Origin of the sequence: Chryseobacterium sp., from assembly GCF_008831505.1 — a bacterium.
Lineage (GTDB): Bacteria > Bacteroidota > Bacteroidia > Flavobacteriales > Weeksellaceae > Marnyiella.
The window spans coordinates 1,468,999-1,488,908 of sequence record NZ_CP044507.1 but is presented as its reverse complement, the minus strand read 5'-3'; the positions used below and the strand labels follow the sequence as shown (position 1 = coordinate 1,488,908).

The following is a 19,910-nucleotide window of genomic DNA, read 5'->3' as shown; positions in this document are numbered from 1 at the left end:
CACCGATGCATCAGCCCTTCATCACGCAGAAAAAATCATTCCAAATGAGTGTCATAGTCTTCCCACCACTTTTTATAGATTTTGGAGTCGTCCAGCCAGGGGACTTTCTGTCCGATTGCAGGGGTGATTATCCTGAGATTTTCAGTGTTAAGTTCTGTTATCTTTTTCAGGGGTTCGTTCCAGGAATGTACAGCAAGTGCGAATTTTGAATTGTGAACCGGAATCATTCTCTCGGCGTTAAGTTCCTTCATCGCCTTAATATTTTCGCCGGGAAGGAAATGGATATACCGCCAGTCCCTGTTGTACTGTCCGTTCTCAAGAATGGCGAGGTCAAAACTGCCGTACTTTTCGCCGATTTTTTTGTAATGATCATCGTAACCACTGTCGCCGCCAATATAGATTCTCTGCGTGGGCGATTCCAGTACAAAGCTTGCCCAGATGGCCTGGTCGCGCTTGAGTCCCCGGCCTGAAAAATGGCGAGCCGGCTCACAATATATTCTGAAACCATTGCCCAGATCAGAATTCTCAAACCAGTCCAGTTCCGTTATGAGGTCCGGACTGTAGCCCCAATATTCCAGATGTTCGCCCGTACCCAGTCCGGTAACGACTCTCCGCGTTTTGTGCTGCAGTTCCTTAACTGTTTTATAGTCCAGGTGGTCCCAGTGATCATGCGTTATGATGAGAAGATCCAATGTTGGAATATCATCTGCAGTGTACAGGTCACTTCCTTCAAAAGCTTTGGTCGTAAAAGTGAATGGTGAAGCGTTGCCGCTCAGCACCGGGTCTACCAGGATTTTCAGGCCGTCAATCTGCATATAATAGGACGAGTGTCCCATCCAGATAAACACGTTTTCATCGGGCTTTAGTGATTTCAGTTCGGTTTTGGTCATTCGAAAAGCCTGGGCAGGTTTCAATTGGTCTTTTTTTCCGAAAAGGAAGCGGAACATGACCTCCGGCATAGAAGTGTCTTCAGCCAGCTGCGGGGTTTTGTTCAGATTATCGAATCTGCCGTTTTTATAATGCGGTGACTGCTGTATACGCTCCAGACGTGCTCCGGTAGGTGCTTTTCCAAATTTCGGCTGATTAATAATGATGAAGGCTGCTGCTACCAAAGCGGCGGTTATTACCAATATACTTATCATGATTTTGCTTAGGGTCTTCATTTATTTGAGTTGGTTTGCCGGAATGAGACAAGTGTCACACTGTGAACCTGCAAAAGTAATTCAAACAGACCAACAATTCATTAACTGATCCAACCTCTTTCTTAATTACGGTTTTGCAAAAAAAAGCGGGTGCAATTTGCTGCACGCCGCTCAATAACTTTAACAGTTTCTTAATCGTGTTTTACCCAAATAAGATCTTCAGTTTGGTACCCTATACTTTTGGCTTTAGCCAGAAATCTCTGTTTTATATCGTCCGGAATGGTTTTTTCTCTGGAGAGGATCCACATATTATCCAGACTGTCACCAATAACCAGGGCATATCTGTAATCTTCGAGGTCAATCACATTATACCCAGCCCAGAATGGTTTGAAGAAGGCTACTTTAAGACTGCCCACCGTAGCGTCACCAACCGGCTTTGCTTCGCCTTCAGATTCTTTCCACTTGTCCTTTTTATAGTCATATCCGCGGTTAAGGACACTTATATTTCCGTTGTCTTTGGTGCCATATTCAGCGGTTACATTATTCAGGTTTTTTTCCCACGTAAAATCCAGTCTGGCAATTTCGTACCACTTACCCAGATACCGCTCTTTGTCAAAGTTCCTTACAGGCTCCGCACCTGCAGGTATTTTAGCTTTGCATGAGTTAAAGACAAATAATCCAATCAAGCCAAGAGAAAGGGGAATCAATATTTTCTTTGAATTCATAATTTTTATATTAAACCTCAAGCTTTCCTTCTACACCGCCATCTTCCATTTTGGCACCCGTAGCAGCTACAAAAAGCATTTTTGCCATTGCAACAACCTTGTTGTCCTTGGTTTCGTAGTAATAAGAATCTATAGGTTTCACTTTAATTATGGTAACGCGCGGGTCATCTTTTCCATCGAACCAGGCATTGGCAAATGAAGTCCAGTATTTGTCAATAAGCTCTTTGTCTTTATGGATAGATGCGGTACCAAGCACATACAGGTATTCATAGCTGCTGTTATTTTGAAAATACAGCTGCACCCTGGCATCATCAGAGATTTCTTCGTTCTTGTGACTTTCGGATGAGCTTATAAACCATAGATTTCCCTGGTCGCATACTTCCTGCAAAGCCATTGGACGCGTGTGAGGCGTAGATTCGTTAATCTTCGTCGTGAAAAAGCAGTTCCCGGCACCTTCGGCCAGTTCTTTTAATTTTTTAATCGCTTCCTCATTGGATAAATTCTCTTTTGGTGAAATAGCATCAGACATACTCTAAATTTTTATTGTTAATGATTTGGTTGATGCTTGCTCAACAATTAATATTCCCAATAAGAAATATGGTCATGCCGTATGAAAATAATGCAAATAACCGGTGAAATTCTGAAACATCTACATTTCAAATATAAGATCGTCATTAAACGGGATGCAGTGAAAGTCGCCACAGCTTTTTGTATCAAGACCTGTAAATTTGCTGAAAGCCGGAAGCACCAACTGCCTCTCGGTATACCTGAAACAGGGAAGGCTTATGTATTTATTTCTTTCCAGTTTTACACTGACCCCGGGATGAATGTGACCGGAAACAGTGAAATTATCGCTCTCTTCATCCGGAACATGAATAAATTTAAAAGGTTCAATTATCAGCTGCTCCTCATGGATTTCGGCGGGCAGGACTGACATTAATTCAGCCTTGATCTGATCGTGGTTTCCTTTGATTATTATTATTTTCAGCTGCGAAAATTCCTGCAGCCAGACTTCGAAGATTCGGAAATCGGCGTTGCGTCCCACATGCAGGAAATCACCGACAATAATAAGTTCTTTGGCGGAATAGTGAATAAGTAAAGCGGCCAACCGTGTGAGATCATCAGTCAGGATGCCGGAAGGAACTGCGATACCGTTCTTGCGGAAATAAGCAGTTTTACCGATATGCAGGTCACTGATGATCAGTGCCTGACGCTCTGCCCAGTAGAGCGCCCTTTGATTGGTAAATATCAGTGTCTGACTGTGAATTTTCTTTGTGAGCGATTTCAGCTTCATTTCCTCATCCGTTTTTTCATGGCTTCCGCCTTAAGCCTCAAAATTCTTGCCGAGAGATCCTCGCTGCTCAAACTTTGGCGCAAACTGTCCACTTTTATGGGAAAACTGAGTGGGGTGAAGGTATTGGACTCCTTTAGAATGATCTGGCTGTCATGGATCCGGTTAAACGCGGTGGCCAGACGTGCTTCATCTATCTGCTGGAAAAAAACCTCTGCATAAGCCTGCTTCAGGAGCAGGTTTTGAGGGTCGTGATCTTCCAGTACGTTGAATATCAGACCCGCTGATGCCTGAAGGTTCTTATTGTTCTTTTGCTGCCCCGGATAATTGCGTACCACCATGCCGGAAATTACTGCGATGTCGCGGAATTTCCGTCTGGCCATCTCTGTTGAATTTACTGAACTCAGCACGTCCTGAATCAGATTTTCTTTGCTTAAAATGTCATTAACATTGTCCTCATCTACCGGGATTTCAAGTTTGGAAAAGAGTTCAAAACCATAATCGTTCATGGCCATCGAAAATGAGATTGGGGAAATTTTTGAAATCCTGTAAGCTACGAGGGCACTTATGATCTCGTGCATTAGCCTGCCTTCAAACGGATACATAAACAGGTGAAATCCTTCCCGGGTCTTTATTTTTTCAACCAGAAATTCATGTTCATTGGGTATGTGCGAATTTTCCTGCTGACTTACCAAAAGCGGGTGCAGGAAAGTAAGCTCCTTTTCGGATGATTTGGCATTCAGTGATTCGGACAGTTTCTCCCGCAAAAATCCACTTAAATTAGATGATAATGGCAATCTCCCGCCTAAATAGCTGGGTACAATTGCTTTACCGGACGAATTTTTTACATACACTGTCATTTCTTTAATGTGCGAAACTTCCAAAACACGGCCGGCCAGCACGAATTTATCGTTTTTGTTGAGTTTTGAAATGAAATATTCCTCAATCATCCCGATATAACCACCTCCGAAGAACTTAACCTTCATCATGGAATCGCTCACGATGGCACCAATGTTTATCCGGTGCAGCATGGCGATCCTTCTGGAAGTCACCTTATACAGTCCGTCCTGAATAACTACTTTATGGTATTCCTCATAGTTTTTAAGTTTGCCTCCTACGGTAATGAAGGACAGAAGCCAGGACCAGTCTGCGGGACTGAATTCGCGGAAAGCGTGGGTTTGTGAGATTTGGCGGTACGTTTCTTCTTCCTCAAAACCGGTACCTACTGCTAAGGTCATTACATACTGAATCAGGACATCATAACAGAGGACAAGCGGTTCGCGCGGCTCTACCTGTTTCTGCTTCACTGCTTCTTTAAGTGCAGCTACCTCAATAAGTTCCAGTGAATGTGTAGGAACGAAATAGATTTTGGAAGTTTCAAAGGGCGAGTGCCCACTACGGCCGGCCCGCTGCAGAAACCTGGCAATCCCTTTACTGGACCCAATCTGAATGACAGTGTCCACCGGCTTGAAATCGACCCCTAAATCCAGTGAGGAGGTTGATATCGCTGCCTTCAGATAACCTGAGGAGAGATTCTCTTCAATCCATATCCGAATGTCACGATCCACCGAACTGTGATGGATAGCCAACTGTCCTGCAAACTCCGGATTTGCGGACAGCAAAACCTGATACCACATTTCGGCCTGACTTCGGGTATTGGTGAAGATCAGGGTTGTTTTGCTGGCCATGATAATCGGGATAATCTTATCCACAAGTTTGGTACCCAGATGACCTGCCCAGGGAAGTACCTCCACATCGTCCGGGAATACAGAATGAATTTCAATTTTCTTTTTTTCACGGGCAACCACCCTGGTTTTTTTAAGATTGTAGGGAATGAGCACTTCCATCGCCTGATCCAGATTCCCAATCGTAGCCGTAATTCCCCAAATCCTGAGTTTTGGGCTGTAAGCTGTGATTCGGCTTAAGGCCAGCTCGGTCATGACTCCCCGTTTGGAGCTCAGCAACTCATGCCATTCGTCTATGACTACGCAGTTCAGGTTTTTAAAAAAATTGGGATGATTCTTCTGAGCTAAAAGCAGATGCAGGCTTTCCGGCGTGATTATCAGTACGTCAGGCATCTTCTTTGTCTGGCGGGCACGGACATCTTTGGGCGTATCGCCATTGCGCACATCCACTTCCCAATCCAGACCTATGTCCTCCAGCGCTTCACTCATTGCTTTAGCAATATCTTTCGCCAGTGCGCGCAGGGGTGTGATCCAGAGCAGTTTCATCCCGGAATTGTATTTTTCCGGATGGTTCATGAAGTCAATGACCACAGCCAGGAATACAGAAAAGGTTTTTCCAAAGCCTGTAGGCGCGACCACCATACCGGAATATTTAAGCGAGTACCTGTACCAGGTTTCTGCCTGAAAGGTAAACGGTTCCATATCCCGGGATTCCATCCACCGTTTTATGATTTGGTATCCGTTGCTGCTTTTGAATTTTTCTGTCATCTGTTTTCTGGATTACCGGCCGGAATTATTGGATCAGTTTTTTAATTTCCTCAATATCATCAATCTCATCTACCGTCTTATCACGGCGCCACCGGACAATTCTGGGGAACCTGAGTGCAACTCCGCTTTTATGCCTTTTGCTGAATCCAATTCCTTCAAAAGCGATTTCAAAAACAAGTTCGGCCTTCACCGTCCTCACGGGGCCAAATTTTTCAACTGCATTTTTATTCACGAACTTGGAAACTTCCATAATTTCCTTATCTGTAAGTCCGGAATAGGCTTTCGCAATCGTCACAATAGAATCGCCGCTCTTCACACCGAAAGTATAATCAGTATAGTAACTGCTCCGTCTTCCGGAACCCTTTTGAGCATAAATTAAAACCGCATCGATGGTGAGCGGACTCACTTTCCATTTCCACCAATCCCCTTTCTTACGTCCGGCGTGGTATTGCGATTCCTTCTCCTTCAGCATCAAACCTTCCGAGTTGTTGTCCCGTGACCTTTCACGGATATTGGCGAGTTCCTCCCAGCTTGCTGCTTCTAAAACTTCAGAAAGATGAATATTGGCGGTGGGGCTATTCATAATAAGCCCTTCCAGCAGGACGCGCCGGTCTGCCAGAGGTTTTTCACGCAGGTCTTCATAATCCAGTTCCAGTATATCATAGACAAATATCTGCACGGGAAGTTCTTCCAGCATTTTTTTTGATATGGTTTTACGGTTCAGTCTTTTCTGAAGTTCGTTGAAGTTAAGTACTTTGCCATCCTTCACAACCAGAATTTCTCCGTCAATAACAAAGTTGCCGGACATTTCCTGAAGTGCGGAAACTATTTCGGGAAATTGATCGGTAACCAGTTCTTCGCCGCGGGACCATATAAATATTTCATCGTTCCGTTTAATGAACTGGCCGCGAATACCGTCCCACTTATATTCTGCCTGCCATCTTTCGCGTTCGCCCAGGTCTTGGACTTCTTTTTCCAGTGGATACGCCAGGCAGAAAGGATAGGGTTTGGATTCGTCCGGGTTGATATCAGTGCCCTGTATAAGGTTTTCGAAATCAACTTCATCAATATTCCACTTGCCCATAATGCTGTGCATCAGGATATTTGCTTCGATACCGGAATATTTTGCCAGGGCGTTAATAAGCAGTTTCTTTGAGACACCAATACGGAAACTTCCGCCAATCAGTTTGTTAAATATAAAACGCTCCAGATGGTTCAGCCCGTTCCAGGACTCAATTACATAAGCTTTCTTTTCTTCCTCTGTAAAATCTTTCAGCGCTATGAGTTCTACCATCCACTGTGTCAGCGATTTTTCAACTGTTTCTGCAGGATTGGGAAGGATCAGCGAAAGTGTTTCGCCAAGGTCACCTACGGAAGAGTAGGCTTCCACAAAAAGCCATTCCGGCAAACCGGTAAGTTCCAGCGCCCACTGCCGAAGAAAATTGGTATTGACGGGTCGCTTGGGCCGTTTACCTGTAAAAAGTGCCAGAAACCACAGTCTGTCACTGGAATCGGCGGTTTGCAGGTAATGCACCATTGCGTCGATCTTAGCATTGGTTTTATTGGTACTGTCCAGCGTATTTATAAGAAGCGCAAAATCCTTCATCGGCTTTCTTCATTGGTTATGATTTCCTTTTCCTCCATTTCCTCATCGCCAAAAATAGTTTGCAGTTCCACTGCATCAATTCCTAGTTCGCGCAGGTATTTCGAGAAAACAGCGGTTTGTCCGTGAGTGACGTATACCTTTTCGGCTTCCGTGGCTTTCACGGTCTTCAGCAAACCATTCCAGTCGGCATGATCGGAAATGGAAAAACCGGCATCTGCAGAGCGCCACCTTCGGGATCCGCGAACCTGCATCCAGCCGGAACAGATGGCAGTAGCCCGGTCCGGTATTTTTTTAATGACATTGGAGTCCAGCAGAGCCGGTGGTAGGATTACGATTTCACCTTTGGCCGCTTTGGCTCCTTCCAAAAAATCAAGGGTTTCATACTCCGGCAATTTAATATTAACCGATTCCATGGCTTCATTAAGCCTGGCGATAGACTGATGAACGAAGATTTTCCCGCTGCCTTCCAAAGATTTCATGATGCGCTGGGCTTTGCCCAAGGAATAACCGATGAAAACGGAAGTTTTACCGTTCTGTCTGTTTTGGTTCACCCAGGTTTGCATGAGCTCCGCATAGTCCGCAGGCTGCAGCCAGTTATAAATGGGTAGACCAAAGGTGCTTTCCGTAATGAATTCGTTACATTTCACCAGTTCGAAAGGGGTAGACAGACCATCGTCATCGGTTTTGTAATCGCCTGAAAAAACAATTACATAACCCTTGTATTCCATCCTGATCTGTGCCGAACCGACGATATGCCCGGCAGGGTGAAAGGAAACTTTCACTCCATTGATGTTAATTTCTTCGCCATAACCCAGGCTCTGGATCTCAATATCCTGTCCGATGCGGTGTTTCAAAATGGGTTTACTGTAATCATGGCAAAGGTATTTTTTCATTCCCCATCTGGCATGGTCGCCGTGACCGTGTGAAATTATGGCCAGGTCTACAGGCTTCCACGGATCCAGGTAAAATTTGCCGGGCACACAGTATATTCCTTTGTCGGTAAAGCGGATGAAGGTTTTCCTGGCCATCTGTTAGATTAAATGTTTAATATGAATTAAAAGATTGCAAAGGCATGAGCAAAATCTGAACCCTTCACAAAATCACTAATAATTTCTGCCCAAAAATATTCGTTATATTTGGACGGTTCAATCAAAGATATTATCAAATGAAAAAAATAAGTATAGGCCTTTTAGCTCTCTCCGGTGTCGTATTTCTTAATTCCTGTACCACAGCGAAGACCGCTGAGACTCCTGCATCTGAAACTACCGCAGCTGTAAAATCCGAACCGGTGAAGGAAGAAGGACTTAATCTTTCCTATATGGACACCTCCGTACGTCCGCAGGATGATTTCTTCAGTTATGTGAACGGGAATTGGGTGAAAACAGCCGAAATTCCTTCTGATAAAGCCAGCTGGGGAAGTTTCAATGCGCTTAGGGAAGATGTTGATGTTGCTTCGCTCGGCATCTTAAAACAAATCCTGAATGACAGCTTTGCTGCGGGTTCGGAAGGACAGAAAATTCAGGCTTTGTACGGGACATTTATGGACTGGGACAAAAGGAATGCGGACGGCCTTAATCCTATTAAAGGTGATCTGGCAAAGATTGATGCTATTAAATCTATTGCTGACCTGCAGAAATACCTGATAGAAGCCACTAAATCCGGCGACAATCCGTTTTATGCCTGGAGGGTAGGACCGGATTTGAAAAATTCGAACATGAATGCGGTCTACTTTGGCGGACCGAGCCTGGGACTGGGGCGCGATTATTACCAGAAAGAAAGCGAGTCCAATACAAAGACACTGGCTGAATATAAAAATTACGTTTCTCAGCTTCTTACCGAAGCAGGACATCAAAACGCTGTGCAAACGGCGGGTAAAGTCGTTGATTTTGAAAAGAAACTTGCCCAAAATCTTCTGACCAACGAGCAGAACCGGGATGCTAACCTGCGCTATAATCCTAAGACCGTAGCCGAACTTCCGCAACTGGTAAAAAATATTAATCTGGCCGATTATCTGAATAAGGTAGGTGTGAAGACCGACAGGGTGATTGTTTCTGAGCTTAAATACTACCAGAATATGGATTCCTGGATGACGGCGAAGAATCTGCCCTTAATCAAAGAATACATGAAAGCCAGGATGGTGGCCGGAAATGCCGGAAACCTGAACAAAACACTGGATGACATCAATTTTAATTTCTACTCCAAGTATCTGCAGGGCCAGAAAGAGCAGCGTTCCATGGATAAACGCGGCTTAGGTGTAGTAAACGGTACTTTGGGTGAAGCTTTTGGTAAACTTTATGTGGAAAAATATTTCCCGGCAGAAGCCAAAGCCCAAATGGAAACCTATATTTCCTATTTAAAAAAGGCTTTCCAGCAGCACATCAGCAATCTGGACTGGATGTCTCCGGAAACCAAGGTAAAAGCACAGGAAAAACTGTCTAAATTCGGGGTTAAGATTGCTTATCCCGATACCTGGAAGGACTATTCCAAACTTGAATTAACCCCTGCAGGCGAGGGCGGAAGTTATTACGAAAACCTTCAGAAGGTAACCGAATGGAACTATGCGAAGAATTTGGATAAAGTGGGCAAACCGGTGGATAAAACGGAATGGGGTATGGCTCCGCAGACTGTTAACGCTTATTACAGCGGTTCCAATAACGAAATCGTATTCCCGGCAGCCATCCTGCAGCCGCCCTTCTTTAATTTCAAAGCCGATCCCGCCGTCAATTTTGGCGGTATTGGTGCTGTAATCGGACATGAAATCTCTCATGGTTTTGATGATTCCGGTTCTAGGTTCGACGGCGACGGTAATCTGAACAATTGGTGGACTGCCGCTGACCTTAAGAATTTTGAAAACAAGGTAAATCAGCTGGCTGATCAGTACAGCAAATACGAGCCTGTAAAGGGGACATTCATAAACGGTAAATTTACCAGCGGGGAGAATATTGGTGATCTTGGAGGAGTAGCTGTGGCTTATACGGCGCTTCAGATGTACCTGAAAGACCATGGCAATCCGGGACTTATCAGCGGTTTCACCCAGGATCAGCGTTTCTTCATGAGTTGGGCTACGGTATGGCGTACGAAATCTACGGAGCAGTATATGATCAACCAGGTGAAGACCGACCCTCATTCACCGGGTTATTTCCGGGCCTTCGGACCTTTGGTGAATCAGGATTCCTTCTACAAGGCTTTTGATGTAAAACCTGGTGACAAGCTTTACAGGGCACCGGAAGAAAGGATAAAGATCTGGTAAATAATTAGAATCACTCAGTTTAACTCTGGGTGATTTTTTTTGGGCGTGACCCTGGCAGCGGCGGCTTCGCCGCCGCTGCCAGGGTCGCTACGTCCGCTCCAATCTTTCTTTTTTTGGGCGGCGGCGGAGCCGCCGCCCAAAAAAAGAAAGGATTTCCGCTGCCATCGCTCACGCATGGGGAATTCCCCTTCGTAGAATTTGCACCATATATCAAAGTCACTGATGAAGTCAACAGCATGAGGTTTTGGTTGATTTGAGGATTACAGATAGCGTCCCTACGGAACTCGCTGCCACAGATTTTCAGTCAGCTACACAGATACGATTCCTGCCGAATCGCCTATTGTATCGCTATAGATTAATAATCCGGAGTAGAAATCACAGCGTATTAACTTATTTTTATTAGCTAAAACTACGAAAACTAGAAGCGGTAACCCGCATTAATTCCTGCATCAGCCATAACGGGTAATAGTGCGCTCCTATTGAGGAATTCAGGACCAACGTCGATATAGAGATCAACTGTAAACTTTTCGTTTAGCAGGACTTTATAGCCAACCCCGGCCAGAATTCCAGCTTCATCATAAATGCCCACTCGATGCCATATGTCCGGATCTGAAGAAGGAAAATATTCATGACGGTTGTAGACAAAAGACAGTTGCAGAAAGAACTTGCTGAAATTCTGATCTTTACTCATATAATAACGCCCAAAGCCTTTGATAGTAAACCGGTTCTGTTCATCCCCAATTTTAAATAAGCCCGTTCCGGCATGCAGGCCGGTTGAGAAACGATCATTTAGCCGGCGCTCATAACTTACCTCACCGATTTTCAACAAATTAATTTTAAGTTCATTCTTTTGCGCGATAATTGCAGAAGAATACAGCAAAAACAGTAAAACAGCAGTTCTCATAACCTTTAATATTTCTTAAATTTAACTCAATTTTAAATGCAAACACAAAATACAAAGGTGATTGGCGATAGAAATATCATCATTGAAAACTCCTCAACTCGAAATTTCCTTGCTGATGCCTACTTTCCGGAAACTTCCGGCCAACTTCCGCTGGTCATTTTTGCCCACGGCTACAAAGGATATAAAGACTGGGGCGCCTGGGATTTGATGGCTGAAAAAATAGCGCAAGCCGGATTTTATTTCGTGAAATTCAATTTTTCGCATAACGGCACCACGCTGGACAACCCTTCTGAATTTGCCGATCTGGAAGCCTTTGCAAACAATAATTTCAGCAGGGAAATGCTCGATTATGATGCCGTAATCAACCATTTCATCGTTCAACCCGAAATCAATACTGAGAAAGTTGCACTTATAGGCCACAGTAGGGGAGCCGGCATCTCGGTAATTAAAGCTTTTGAAGATGATCGCGTAAAGGCGCTTGTTTCGCTGGCCGGTGTAAGCCATTTCGGCTACCGTTTTCCCTCCGGCGACCGGCTTACAAACTGGCAGGAGTCAGGTGTCATGTATTCCGAAAATGCACGCACCAAACAGCAGATGCCACATTATTATCAGTTTTACGAAGATTATAAGGCAAATGAAGACCGTTTTTCGGTACAGTACAGCGCACAGCATCTGGGGAAGCCAATGTTGATCATTCAGGGTACTGAAGATGTGGCGGTGAAGGATAAGGAAGCCTACCTGCTGAACGAATGGTGCAGGGATTCGGAATTGTTTATACTGAACGGTGCCAATCATACCCTGGGCGCGACCGAGCCATGGCCAAAGGAAACATTACCACCTGACCTTTTAAAATCTACAGATAAAATAATCGAATTTTTAAAAAATAATTTATAAATCGCCGGCCCCAATGGTTATTTTTGCATCAAACAAATAAAATATGGAATTATTCTCTCTGCTCGAATTACCGAATTTTGCCGATCCGCAAATATGGATCAGTTTACTCACATTAACGTTTCTTGAAATCGTTCTGGGGGTGGACAATATTATCTTTATTTCTATTATTGCAGATAAGCTGCCCAAAGAAAAGCAGCGTTTCGCACGGAACCTCGGTTTGGCTTTTGCCATGATCTTCCGTATCATCCTGCTTTTGATGATCAGCTGGATTATCGGCCTTAAGGAACCGGTACTCAACCTGGGTTGGTTTAATGAACCCGGCACCGATTTACCCTTGGCTCTGAGTTGGAAAGATATAATCCTCCTTGCAGGAGGTATTTTCCTGATCGGAAAAAGTACCATGGAAATTCATGCCAAGATGCGGGGTCATGATGATGTTCCAAAGCCTAAATCCGGTGCTTCAGGTCTGATGACCATGATCATCCTGCAGATTATTCTCATTGATATGGTTTTCTCGCTGGATTCCATCCTGACTGCGATCGGTTTGGTGGATAATGTGATGCTGATGATAATTGCAGTGGTCATCTCTATCGGAATTATGATGGCTTTTGCCGGTCCGATCTCTGCCCTTATCAACAAATATCCCAGTTTGCAGATGCTGGCACTTTCATTCCTTGTAGTAATTGGGGTTATGCTTGTGGCCGAAGGAATCCATCAGCATGTAAGTAAGAATATCATCTACTCCTGTCTGGCATTCAGCCTCATCGTGGAAATGCTGAACATCCGCTTCAGGGACAATCAGAAAAAGAAATATCTGAAACTCAATCCTGATCTTAATAAAGATCTCAGTATCCGGGAAGATCTTGAGTAGATCCTAAAGAATGCAATGCTAAAAAAAGCCGTTTTCTCAGTGAAAACGGCTTTGCTTTTATTGTTTAAGAAGTTCCCAGGCTTCGGAAACTTTACTTTCCTTCAGCAGCTTCTGTGCTTTTAAATGAACTTCTTCATTAGCAGAATAGCTACCTTCCGCCAACTCTTCCGTATTTGCCAGCATTCCAAGGTCATTACCGCTGAAGATGCGGCTTAATTTTATATTGTCCGGGAGTCTGTCGAAACCAATACCTTTGGTTACCAATGGTTTTGGAACCTCAAAAAGGTTGCTTTCGTTATTACGCGAATACCAGTTTCCGCCTAATCGTGCCACCAGGTCCAGCTTCATTTGGTCCAGGTTTCCTTCATCATTGAGGTACTCCTCACGTACGTGAATTTTTATCACCTCGCAAATCACCAGGTTTCCGGCGCCGCCTTCAGTACCCAGGTGTTTTACCTCAATTACTTTACACTCCAGGTTTACAGGGCATTCTTGAATCAGTTTTGGTTTCACAAGGTCAGCCTCTTTCATGGTCAGACCAGCTTTTACAAACTCGTTGACCTCCTTTTCATATTCTGTGGAAGCAAGTGAGATCTGCTGCACGATATTAAAGTTTACAATACCGATAACTACCTCTTTAACCTGCAGAACATTTTCCAGCGTATGTTTGGTTGTATTATCGCGCACCCTCCTGGCCGGCGAGAAAATAACTACCGGCGGGTTGGAACTGAAAAGATTAAAGAAACTGAAAGGACTGAGGTTTACATTCCCTTCCAAATCTATAGTTGACGCTAAAGCTATAGGACGTGGTGCGATGGCAGTTTGCAGCAGCGTCTGCAGCTGTACGCCGTTAAGCTCATTAGGAGTAATGCTTTTCATACTGAAATTTGTGATGCTTAACTCCTAAATTGCGGGTAAAATTTTACCGGTCACCTCGCCGAATCCAACACGAATGCCGTCCTTCTCAGCAAAGCCGCGCATGATAACGGTATCATTATCCTCTATAAACTTCCTTTCGCCGTCATTATCCAGCTCAAGAGGGTTTTGTCCGCGCCATGTAAGTTCAAGCATGGAGCCGAAAGAACGTGGATTTTCGCCTGAAATAGTGCCGGAGGCATACATGTCTCCAACTTCCACGTTACAGCCGTTTACGGTGTGATGTGCGAGTTGCTGGGCCATATTCCAGTACATGTATTTATAGTTACTCTGTGAAATCAGAGTTTCAGTTCCGTTTTCCGGTTGAATGTAGACTTCCAGATTGATGTCATAATTCTTATCGCCGTCAAATTTCAGGTAATCCAGAACCTCTGGTTCCTGAACCGGTGAAACGGTGCGGAACCGGTTAAGTGCTTCAAGTGTAACTACCCATGGTGATACCGACGAACCGAAATTCTTGCCCAGGAAAGGCCCCAGCGGAACATATTCCCAACTTTGGATGTCTCTTGCTGACCAGTCATTGAAAATGACCATACCAAAAATAGCATCCTCGGCCTGAGCTGTGGTGATACTTTCGCCCATTTCGGTATTCTTATTTACGATAAATGCCATCTCCAGCTCAAAATCCAGCTGCTTACAGGGACCAAACACCGGCTTATCGGCATCCGCTGGTTTCATCTGACCTTTAGGACGGATAATGTCTGTACCTGAAACCACGATAGAAGAGGCACGGCCGTGGTAGCCTACAGGCAGGTGCTTCCAGTTAGGCAGCAGGGCGTTTGCAGGATCGCGGAACATCTTACCCACATTGGTGGCGTGCTCTATGCTGCTGTAAAAATCAGTGTAATTAGGTACATGAACAGGCATCATCATCTTCACCTGATCCAGAGCATAAAAGCATTCATCAATACTTTTGTTATCAGCTGAAAGTGCAGAACCTTCAAGCAACAGTTCCTGAAGCCTTAGCCTTACTGCCGATGTTACCGGTTTTCCCAGTTCTATGAACTCATTAAGAGTATAAGCTTCAAAAACATTGTCTGTAAGACCGTCAATATCATTCAGATATCCGAAATCATAAAGGGTGGCCAAATCAATCACCATGTCGCCGATCCTGGTTGCGCAGGCTATATATTCCTGGCCGAAAACCGCAACTCCAAACGGAATGTTATAGATGGAGAAGTCTGAGTTTTCAGCGTATTTTATAAAAGATGTCATAATGTATCAGTTAAAGAAAAGGTTCCTGAAATAAATTTCTTCATTCTTCGGAACCTTTGTTTTTAAATTAGTTATTTCTGTTTAGCAGGGCTCTCTTCTGTCCAGTAATCTCCGGTATGGATATCCTTAAGGTACAGAGTTTTGTCACGAACCACCAACTGCAGTGTCTTCGTGAGCGGGAGTCCAATTCTTTCACCTTCAAGCTTATCTGCCCGCAGTGAAATCATGTTGTGACGGGTACGTACCACATCGCCTGAGAATACATTGGATGAGGACTGACCGGTTTGTTTGTCATCAAAAACTTCTACAAAGGTGAGTTGGTCGCCGTTCACTGAAATGAAATTGCGTTCCGTATGATCCGGAAAATCCCTGATCAGTAAAAACTTTTTACCATCCAGCGTGATTTTGCTCAGGTCTTTATTGGCCTGCCGGCGTTCGGCAGTGCGGTCCAGAATTTTATTCATGGTGGCAAACTGAGCCTGCACAGATACTGTAAAAAGCACTGCCATCACCACAAACAGCCTCAACAAACCTGAAGTTTTATTTTTTGACATAAATTAAAGATTTCCTCTTCTTTCCTGCTCTTTCTCCAGTGCTTCAAATAAGGCTTTAAAGTTACCGGCACCAAAACTTTGGGCTCCATGCCTCTCAATGATCTCAAAGAACAGGGTAGGGCGGTCTTCTACCGGTTTAGTGAAAATCTGAAGCAGATAACCTTCCTCATCACAGTCAATAAGGATACCTAATTCCGACAGTTTTTTGATGTCCTCGTCTATCTTGCCCACTCTTTCCGGTACCATATCATAATAAGCATCTGGTGGTGCAGGTAAAAATTCAATCCCGCGCGCCTTAAGCTCAGTAACCGTGTGAATGATATCTTTGGTAGCCACGGCAATATGCTGTACGCCTTCGCCTTCATAAAAATCAAGGTACTCCTCAACCTGAGACTTTCTTTTACCTTCTGCCGGCTCATTGATAGGGAATTTGGCAAAACCGTTTCCGTTACTCATCACCTTGGACATAAGTGCGGAATATTCAGTGTTGATTTGCTTGTCATCAAAACTAAGGATGTTCACAAAGCCCATCACCTTCTCATACCATTCCACAGTTGGGATCATACGGTTCCAGTCCACATTGCCCACACAGTGATCCACATAAAGCAGACCTACTTCAGAAGGATTATATACACTTTCCCATTTCTGATAACCCGGCATGAACGCGCCTGTGTAATTCTTGCGCTCTACAAACATATGAACGGTTTCGCCGTACGTATAAATTCCGGACATCCGTACCTCACCGAATTCATCTGTCAAAGTTTGGGGTTCCATATAAGGTTTGGCGCCTCTTTTTGTAGTTTCTTCGAATGCTGAATAAGCGTCATCTACCCAAAGGGCAAGTACCTTAACTCCGTCGCCGTGTTTTTTCTGATGTTCGCAAATCGGAGATTCAGAACTAAGGCCGGAAGTAAGCACCAAACGGATCTTTCCCTGTTGTATTACGTAAGAAGCTCTGTCCCGGACACCGGTTTCAGGACCTGCATAAGCAACCGACTGAAAACCGAAGGCTGTTTTATAGAAATGTGCTGCCTGCTTCGCATTTCCTACATAAAATTCAATATAATCGGTTCCGTTAATGGGCAGGAAATTCTCTGCCTGCGCTATTTTCTCCGCAAAAGTAAGTGTTGACATGTTTTCTGATTTTTGAAATGCCAATTTACGAAATTTTAAAACGCTACAAAAATTACAGTTTTTTAAAGTGATGCGTAAGGTTTAAAAAGTAAGCCTAATAAATGCAGAAGTCCCGCACGAAACGGGACCTCTTATTATCTTTAAAGACATTTAAATCTTTCAAATGTAGCACGTTCAAGCATTTCCCGGTCATCGGGATGGGAAATCTCAATTAATGCCTTCGCGCGCTGCCTCAGGCTCTTGCCGTATAGATAAGCGGTTCCGAATTCCGTTACCACATAATGGATATGTCCTCTTGTGGTAACTACACCGGCTCCCTGTTTCAGGTAAGGAACAATCCTCGGGACCCCTTTTTTTGTACGGGAAGATATGGCGATGATAGGTTTACCTCCCGGCGACAGTGCTGCACCCCGCATAAAATCCATTTGCCCGCCGATGCCGCTGAACTGATAGGTCCCAATTGAATCTGCACAAACCTGGCCGGTGAGGTCAATTTCAATAGCGGAGTTGATGGCCACCATTTTTTTGTTCTTCATAATGTTGATGGGGTAGTTCACATGTTCCACATCCATGAAGGCGAAAGAAGGATTATCGTCTATATAATCGTAAAGTTTACGGGTCCCGAAAGCGAAACTGGTAATCGTCCTGTTCAGGTGGGTTCCTTTGTATTTATTATTGATGACATCATTGGCCACCAGATCTACAATTCCGTCACTGATCATCTCCGTGTGCACGCCTAGGTCCTTATGATTGTGCAGACATTTTAAAACAGCATCAGGAATGGTTCCGATTCCCATCTGCAGTGTGGAACGGTCGTCTATTAATTCAGCTACATTCTTACCGATCAGCAGTTCCTCATTGCCAACTTTCGCACCATAATCTACGGTCAGCAGTTCCTCTTCATGCAAAACCATCTTATGTATTTTGCTGAAGTGTATCATACCGTCGCCATGTGTACGCGGCATGCGCGGATTAACCTGCGCAATGATCGTTTTGGCCGTATCCACAGCGCTTCTGGCCACATCAACTGAAGTTCCCAAAGTGCAGTATCCATGCTGGTCCGGTGGGGACACTGTTACCATAGCTACATCAATAGGAAGATGACCATTCTTGAATAGGATGGGTATTTCGCTGAGGAAAACGGGTACAAAATCCCCCTGATCGGAATTTACTGCTTGACGTACAGGGGTTGACACAAAGAGTGAATTGATATAAAAACTGTCTTTATACTCCGGTTTTGCAATTTCCACTTTTCCCTGTTGAGTAATGGACACAAATTCCACATCCCTGAGCCTGGGAGACTGTCTGGCCAGTTCATCGATAAGAAGATTGGGGGTACATGCACTTCCGTGCGAGAAAATCCTGTCACCGCTTTTGATGAGTGACACCGCTTCTTCAGCGCTTACATATTGAACCATACAATAAAGTTATGTTGCTGTGAATATTTCTCAAATTTACCCTTTTCACTTCAAAGGAGAAATGAGTAAACTCAGTTTTTCAGTAATTTTTTAAAGTTTTACAGTTAATAAATGATGCTAAACCTACCATTTTCTGTAATAAGTTTCCCTCCACAAAGATCTATGAGATATCCAGCTGATGTTCACACCACTACAGCGTAAATCACTGTTAGAGAGATTAAAGCATGAAATAAAAAAGGCCAAATCCTTTCAGATGGCCTTCTGTACTGTTATTCCTGGCTTCGGTCTTCCAGATGATTTTCCTCCGTCTCCAGCCATGAGGTCAGATAGGAAGGGTCTTCTACTTTCAGAGCCTCTTCAGTAAGCTGTAAAGGTCGGAATGGATCCACCATCACGGCATATTCTTCAGTGAATTTTTTGCCAATGCTCCTCTCCATCGCACCCGGATGCGGTCCGTGAACTACTCCACCGGGGTGAAGCGTAAAATCCATCAGATCAATATGGTTACGGCTCATAAAGTCGCCTTCAGTGTAAAAGAGCACCTCGTCCGAATCGATATTCGAGTGGTTGTAGGGCGCAGGTACTGCCAGCGGATGGTAGTCATACATCCTGGCCACAAATGAGCAGACCACAAAATTATGCGCTTCAAAATTCTGGTGAATCGGCGGTGGAAGATGAACTCTGCCAGTAATGGGTTCGAAGTTTTTAATGTTAAATTTATAAGGATAAAAATAACCGTCCCAACCTACGACATCAAATGGGTGCGTGGCGTATATGAAATCCCAGATTTGGTTTTCTTTTTTTACTTTGATCAGGAATTCACCTTTCTGATCGGTCGGTGGTACAAAGGTGGGCGCAACGATATCACGTTCGCAGAAGGGAGAATGTTCCAGCAGCTGACCAAACTCGTTGCGGTATCTTTTGGGAGTGTAAATAGGAGAGTGGCTTTCAACAACCATAAATACTGTATCTTCAGACTGCAGTTCTACCTGATAAATGGTTCCCCGCGGTATGATCAGATAATCGCCGGTCTCAAAATTTATATTTCCTATGAATGTTTTCAATACACCTGTACCATTGTGAACATACAGCATCTCGTCACATTCAGCATTTTTATAAAAATAGTCAGTCGATTTACGCGGCTTGGAAAGACCCATCTTAAGGTCGTTATTCAGCATCAGGATTTTCCGGCTTTCCAGAAAATCATCTTCCGGGGTTACATTCATACCCTTGAACATCCGCGGCGTCACATTTTTCTGTACCGCAATTTTTGGGGTTACATCTATTGGAGTACCGATGCTCTTGATCTGAGTGGGTCTGTGGATATGATATAATAAAGAAGAAATCCCATGAAAACCTTCGGTTCCGAAGAGTTGCTCGTAATAGAATTTCCCTTCACCGGATTTAAAGACCGTATGTCTCTTGGATGGTATATTGCCGGACTGAATATATCTCATTGCTGCTTTTTTTGGTTTCCGTAAATTTACAAATTATTCATCATATGAATCTGCAGCATT

General features: G+C 44.1%; 17 protein-coding genes. 3 read left to right on the top strand and 14 right to left on the bottom strand.

The annotated features are described in order from the left end of the window. Positions 1-35: 35 nt before the first annotated feature. From F7R58_RS06995 to F7R58_RS06965, 7 genes are all read right to left on the bottom strand, one after another. On the bottom strand, positions 36-1,142 hold the full coding sequence (locus F7R58_RS06995; RefSeq protein ID WP_229723788.1) for an MBL fold metallo-hydrolase: 1,107 nt from the start codon (positions 1,140-1,142) through the stop codon (positions 36-38). A 191-nt stretch (positions 1,143-1,333) separates the two neighbouring features. Beyond that, positions 1,334-1,867: a lipocalin family protein gene (locus F7R58_RS06990; protein WP_158064218.1), complete on the bottom strand. Its 534-nt coding sequence runs from the start codon at positions 1,865-1,867 to the stop codon at positions 1,334-1,336. Between the two features lie 10 nt (positions 1,868-1,877). Continuing rightward, entirely contained in the window at positions 1,878-2,396 is a 519-nt protein-coding gene (locus F7R58_RS06985) for a pyridoxamine 5'-phosphate oxidase family protein (protein WP_158064217.1), read from the bottom strand. Positions 2,397-2,516: 120 nt separating this feature from the next. After that, positions 2,517-3,161 (bottom strand): ligase-associated DNA damage response endonuclease PdeM, encoded by a 645-nt coding sequence (gene pdeM, locus F7R58_RS06980; RefSeq protein ID WP_158064216.1) that lies wholly within the window; start codon positions 3,159-3,161, stop codon positions 2,517-2,519. Further along, a complete protein-coding gene (locus F7R58_RS06975; RefSeq protein ID WP_158064215.1) occupies positions 3,158-5,611 on the bottom strand; it encodes a ligase-associated DNA damage response DEXH box helicase in 2,454 nt (817 codons plus the stop codon). The genes pdeM and F7R58_RS06975 overlap by 4 nt, the downstream gene beginning before the upstream one ends. 25 nt (positions 5,612-5,636) lie before the next feature. Further along, entirely contained in the window at positions 5,637-7,217 is a 1,581-nt protein-coding gene (locus F7R58_RS06970; protein WP_158064214.1) for an ATP-dependent DNA ligase, read from the bottom strand. Further along, entirely contained in the window at positions 7,214-8,245 is a 1,032-nt protein-coding gene (locus F7R58_RS06965) for a ligase-associated DNA damage response exonuclease (RefSeq protein WP_158064213.1), read from the bottom strand. The genes F7R58_RS06970 and F7R58_RS06965 overlap by 4 nt, the downstream gene beginning before the upstream one ends. Positions 8,246-8,382: 137 nt before the next feature. Between F7R58_RS06965 and F7R58_RS06960 the strand changes: the two genes are divergently transcribed. Continuing rightward, positions 8,383-10,467 (top strand): M13 family metallopeptidase, encoded by a 2,085-nt coding sequence (locus F7R58_RS06960; protein WP_158064212.1) that lies wholly within the window; start codon positions 8,383-8,385, stop codon positions 10,465-10,467. Between the two features lie 418 nt (positions 10,468-10,885). Here the strand turns inward: F7R58_RS06960 and F7R58_RS06955 are convergent, their stop codons facing one another. After that, positions 10,886-11,371 (bottom strand): DUF3575 domain-containing protein, encoded by a 486-nt coding sequence (locus F7R58_RS06955; RefSeq protein WP_158064211.1) that lies wholly within the window; start codon positions 11,369-11,371, stop codon positions 10,886-10,888. 36 nt (positions 11,372-11,407) lie between these two features. On the opposite strand from F7R58_RS06955, the gene F7R58_RS06950 reads away from it, so the two are divergent. Both F7R58_RS06950 and F7R58_RS06945 read left to right on the top strand, forming a co-directional pair. After that, positions 11,408-12,265, top strand: a complete 858-nt coding sequence (locus F7R58_RS06950) for an alpha/beta hydrolase family protein (RefSeq protein WP_158064210.1) — start codon at positions 11,408-11,410, stop codon at positions 12,263-12,265. A 43-nt stretch (positions 12,266-12,308) separates the two neighbouring features. Further along, complete coding sequence (locus F7R58_RS06945) at positions 12,309-13,136, top strand: TerC family protein (RefSeq protein WP_158064209.1); 828 nt, start codon at positions 12,309-12,311, stop codon at positions 13,134-13,136. Positions 13,137-13,193: 57 nt separating this feature from the next. Here the strand turns inward: F7R58_RS06945 and F7R58_RS06940 are convergent, their stop codons facing one another. The 6 genes from F7R58_RS06940 to F7R58_RS06915 form a co-directional block, all read right to left on the bottom strand. Continuing rightward, positions 13,194-14,015: a flavin reductase family protein gene (locus F7R58_RS06940; protein WP_158064208.1), complete on the bottom strand. Its 822-nt coding sequence runs from the start codon at positions 14,013-14,015 to the stop codon at positions 13,194-13,196. 24 nt (positions 14,016-14,039) lie between these two features. Further along, entirely contained in the window at positions 14,040-15,287 is a 1,248-nt protein-coding gene (gene fahA, locus F7R58_RS06935) for a fumarylacetoacetase (protein WP_158064207.1), read from the bottom strand. A gap of 71 nt (positions 15,288-15,358) precedes the next feature. Next, positions 15,359-15,841 carry a hypothetical protein gene (locus tag F7R58_RS06930; protein WP_229723787.1) on the bottom strand — a complete coding sequence of 161 codons (483 nt, stop codon included), beginning with the start codon at positions 15,839-15,841 and terminating at the stop codon, positions 15,359-15,361. A gap of 3 nt (positions 15,842-15,844) precedes the next feature. Further along, positions 15,845-16,975, bottom strand: coding sequence for a 4-hydroxyphenylpyruvate dioxygenase (hppD, locus tag F7R58_RS06925; protein WP_158064206.1), 1,131 nt, complete (start codon positions 16,973-16,975; stop codon positions 15,845-15,847). A 140-nt stretch (positions 16,976-17,115) separates the two neighbouring features. Then, positions 17,116-18,393: an acetyl-CoA hydrolase/transferase family protein gene (locus F7R58_RS06920; RefSeq protein WP_158064205.1), complete on the bottom strand. Its 1,278-nt coding sequence runs from the start codon at positions 18,391-18,393 to the stop codon at positions 17,116-17,118. 269 nt (positions 18,394-18,662) lie between these two features. Beyond that, the gene (locus F7R58_RS06915) at positions 18,663-19,850 is read right to left on the bottom strand and encodes a homogentisate 1,2-dioxygenase (protein WP_158064204.1); all 1,188 of its coding nucleotides are present in this window, start codon (positions 19,848-19,850) and stop codon (positions 18,663-18,665) included. Positions 19,851-19,910: the final 60 nt, after the last annotated feature.

Coding starts and splice junctions, on each gene's coding strand:
- hppD (WP_158064206.1), bottom strand. CDS start 16,975: ATGTCAACACTTACTTTTGCGGAGAAAATAGCGCAGGCAGAGAATTTC.
- F7R58_RS06930 (WP_229723787.1), bottom strand. CDS start 15,841: ATGTCAAAAAATAAAACTTCAGGTTTGTTGAGGCTGTTTGTGGTGATG.
- F7R58_RS06945 (WP_158064209.1), top strand. CDS start 12,309: ATGGAATTATTCTCTCTGCTCGAATTACCGAATTTTGCCGATCCGCAA.
- F7R58_RS06940 (WP_158064208.1), bottom strand. CDS start 14,015: ATGAAAAGCATTACTCCTAATGAGCTTAACGGCGTACAGCTGCAGACG.
- fahA (WP_158064207.1), bottom strand. CDS start 15,287: ATGACATCTTTTATAAAATACGCTGAAAACTCAGACTTCTCCATCTAT.
- F7R58_RS06920 (WP_158064205.1), bottom strand. CDS start 18,393: ATGGTTCAATATGTAAGCGCTGAAGAAGCGGTGTCACTCATCAAAAGC.
- pdeM (WP_158064216.1), bottom strand. CDS start 3,161: ATGAAGCTGAAATCGCTCACAAAGAAAATTCACAGTCAGACACTGATA.
- F7R58_RS06995 (WP_229723788.1), bottom strand. CDS start 1,142: ATGATAAGTATATTGGTAATAACCGCCGCTTTGGTAGCAGCAGCCTTC.
- F7R58_RS06990 (WP_158064218.1), bottom strand. CDS start 1,867: ATGAATTCAAAGAAAATATTGATTCCCCTTTCTCTTGGCTTGATTGGA.
- F7R58_RS06915 (WP_158064204.1), bottom strand. CDS start 19,850: ATGAGATATATTCAGTCCGGCAATATACCATCCAAGAGACATACGGTC.
- F7R58_RS06985 (WP_158064217.1), bottom strand. CDS start 2,396: ATGTCTGATGCTATTTCACCAAAAGAGAATTTATCCAATGAGGAAGCG.
- F7R58_RS06975 (WP_158064215.1), bottom strand. CDS start 5,611: ATGACAGAAAAATTCAAAAGCAGCAACGGATACCAAATCATAAAACGG.
- F7R58_RS06955 (WP_158064211.1), bottom strand. CDS start 11,371: ATGAGAACTGCTGTTTTACTGTTTTTGCTGTATTCTTCTGCAATTATC.
- F7R58_RS06960 (WP_158064212.1), top strand. CDS start 8,383: ATGAAAAAAATAAGTATAGGCCTTTTAGCTCTCTCCGGTGTCGTATTT.
- F7R58_RS06970 (WP_158064214.1), bottom strand. CDS start 7,217: ATGAAGGATTTTGCGCTTCTTATAAATACGCTGGACAGTACCAATAAA.
- F7R58_RS06965 (WP_158064213.1), bottom strand. CDS start 8,245: ATGGCCAGGAAAACCTTCATCCGCTTTACCGACAAAGGAATATACTGT.
- F7R58_RS06950 (WP_158064210.1), top strand. CDS start 11,408: ATGCAAACACAAAATACAAAGGTGATTGGCGATAGAAATATCATCATT.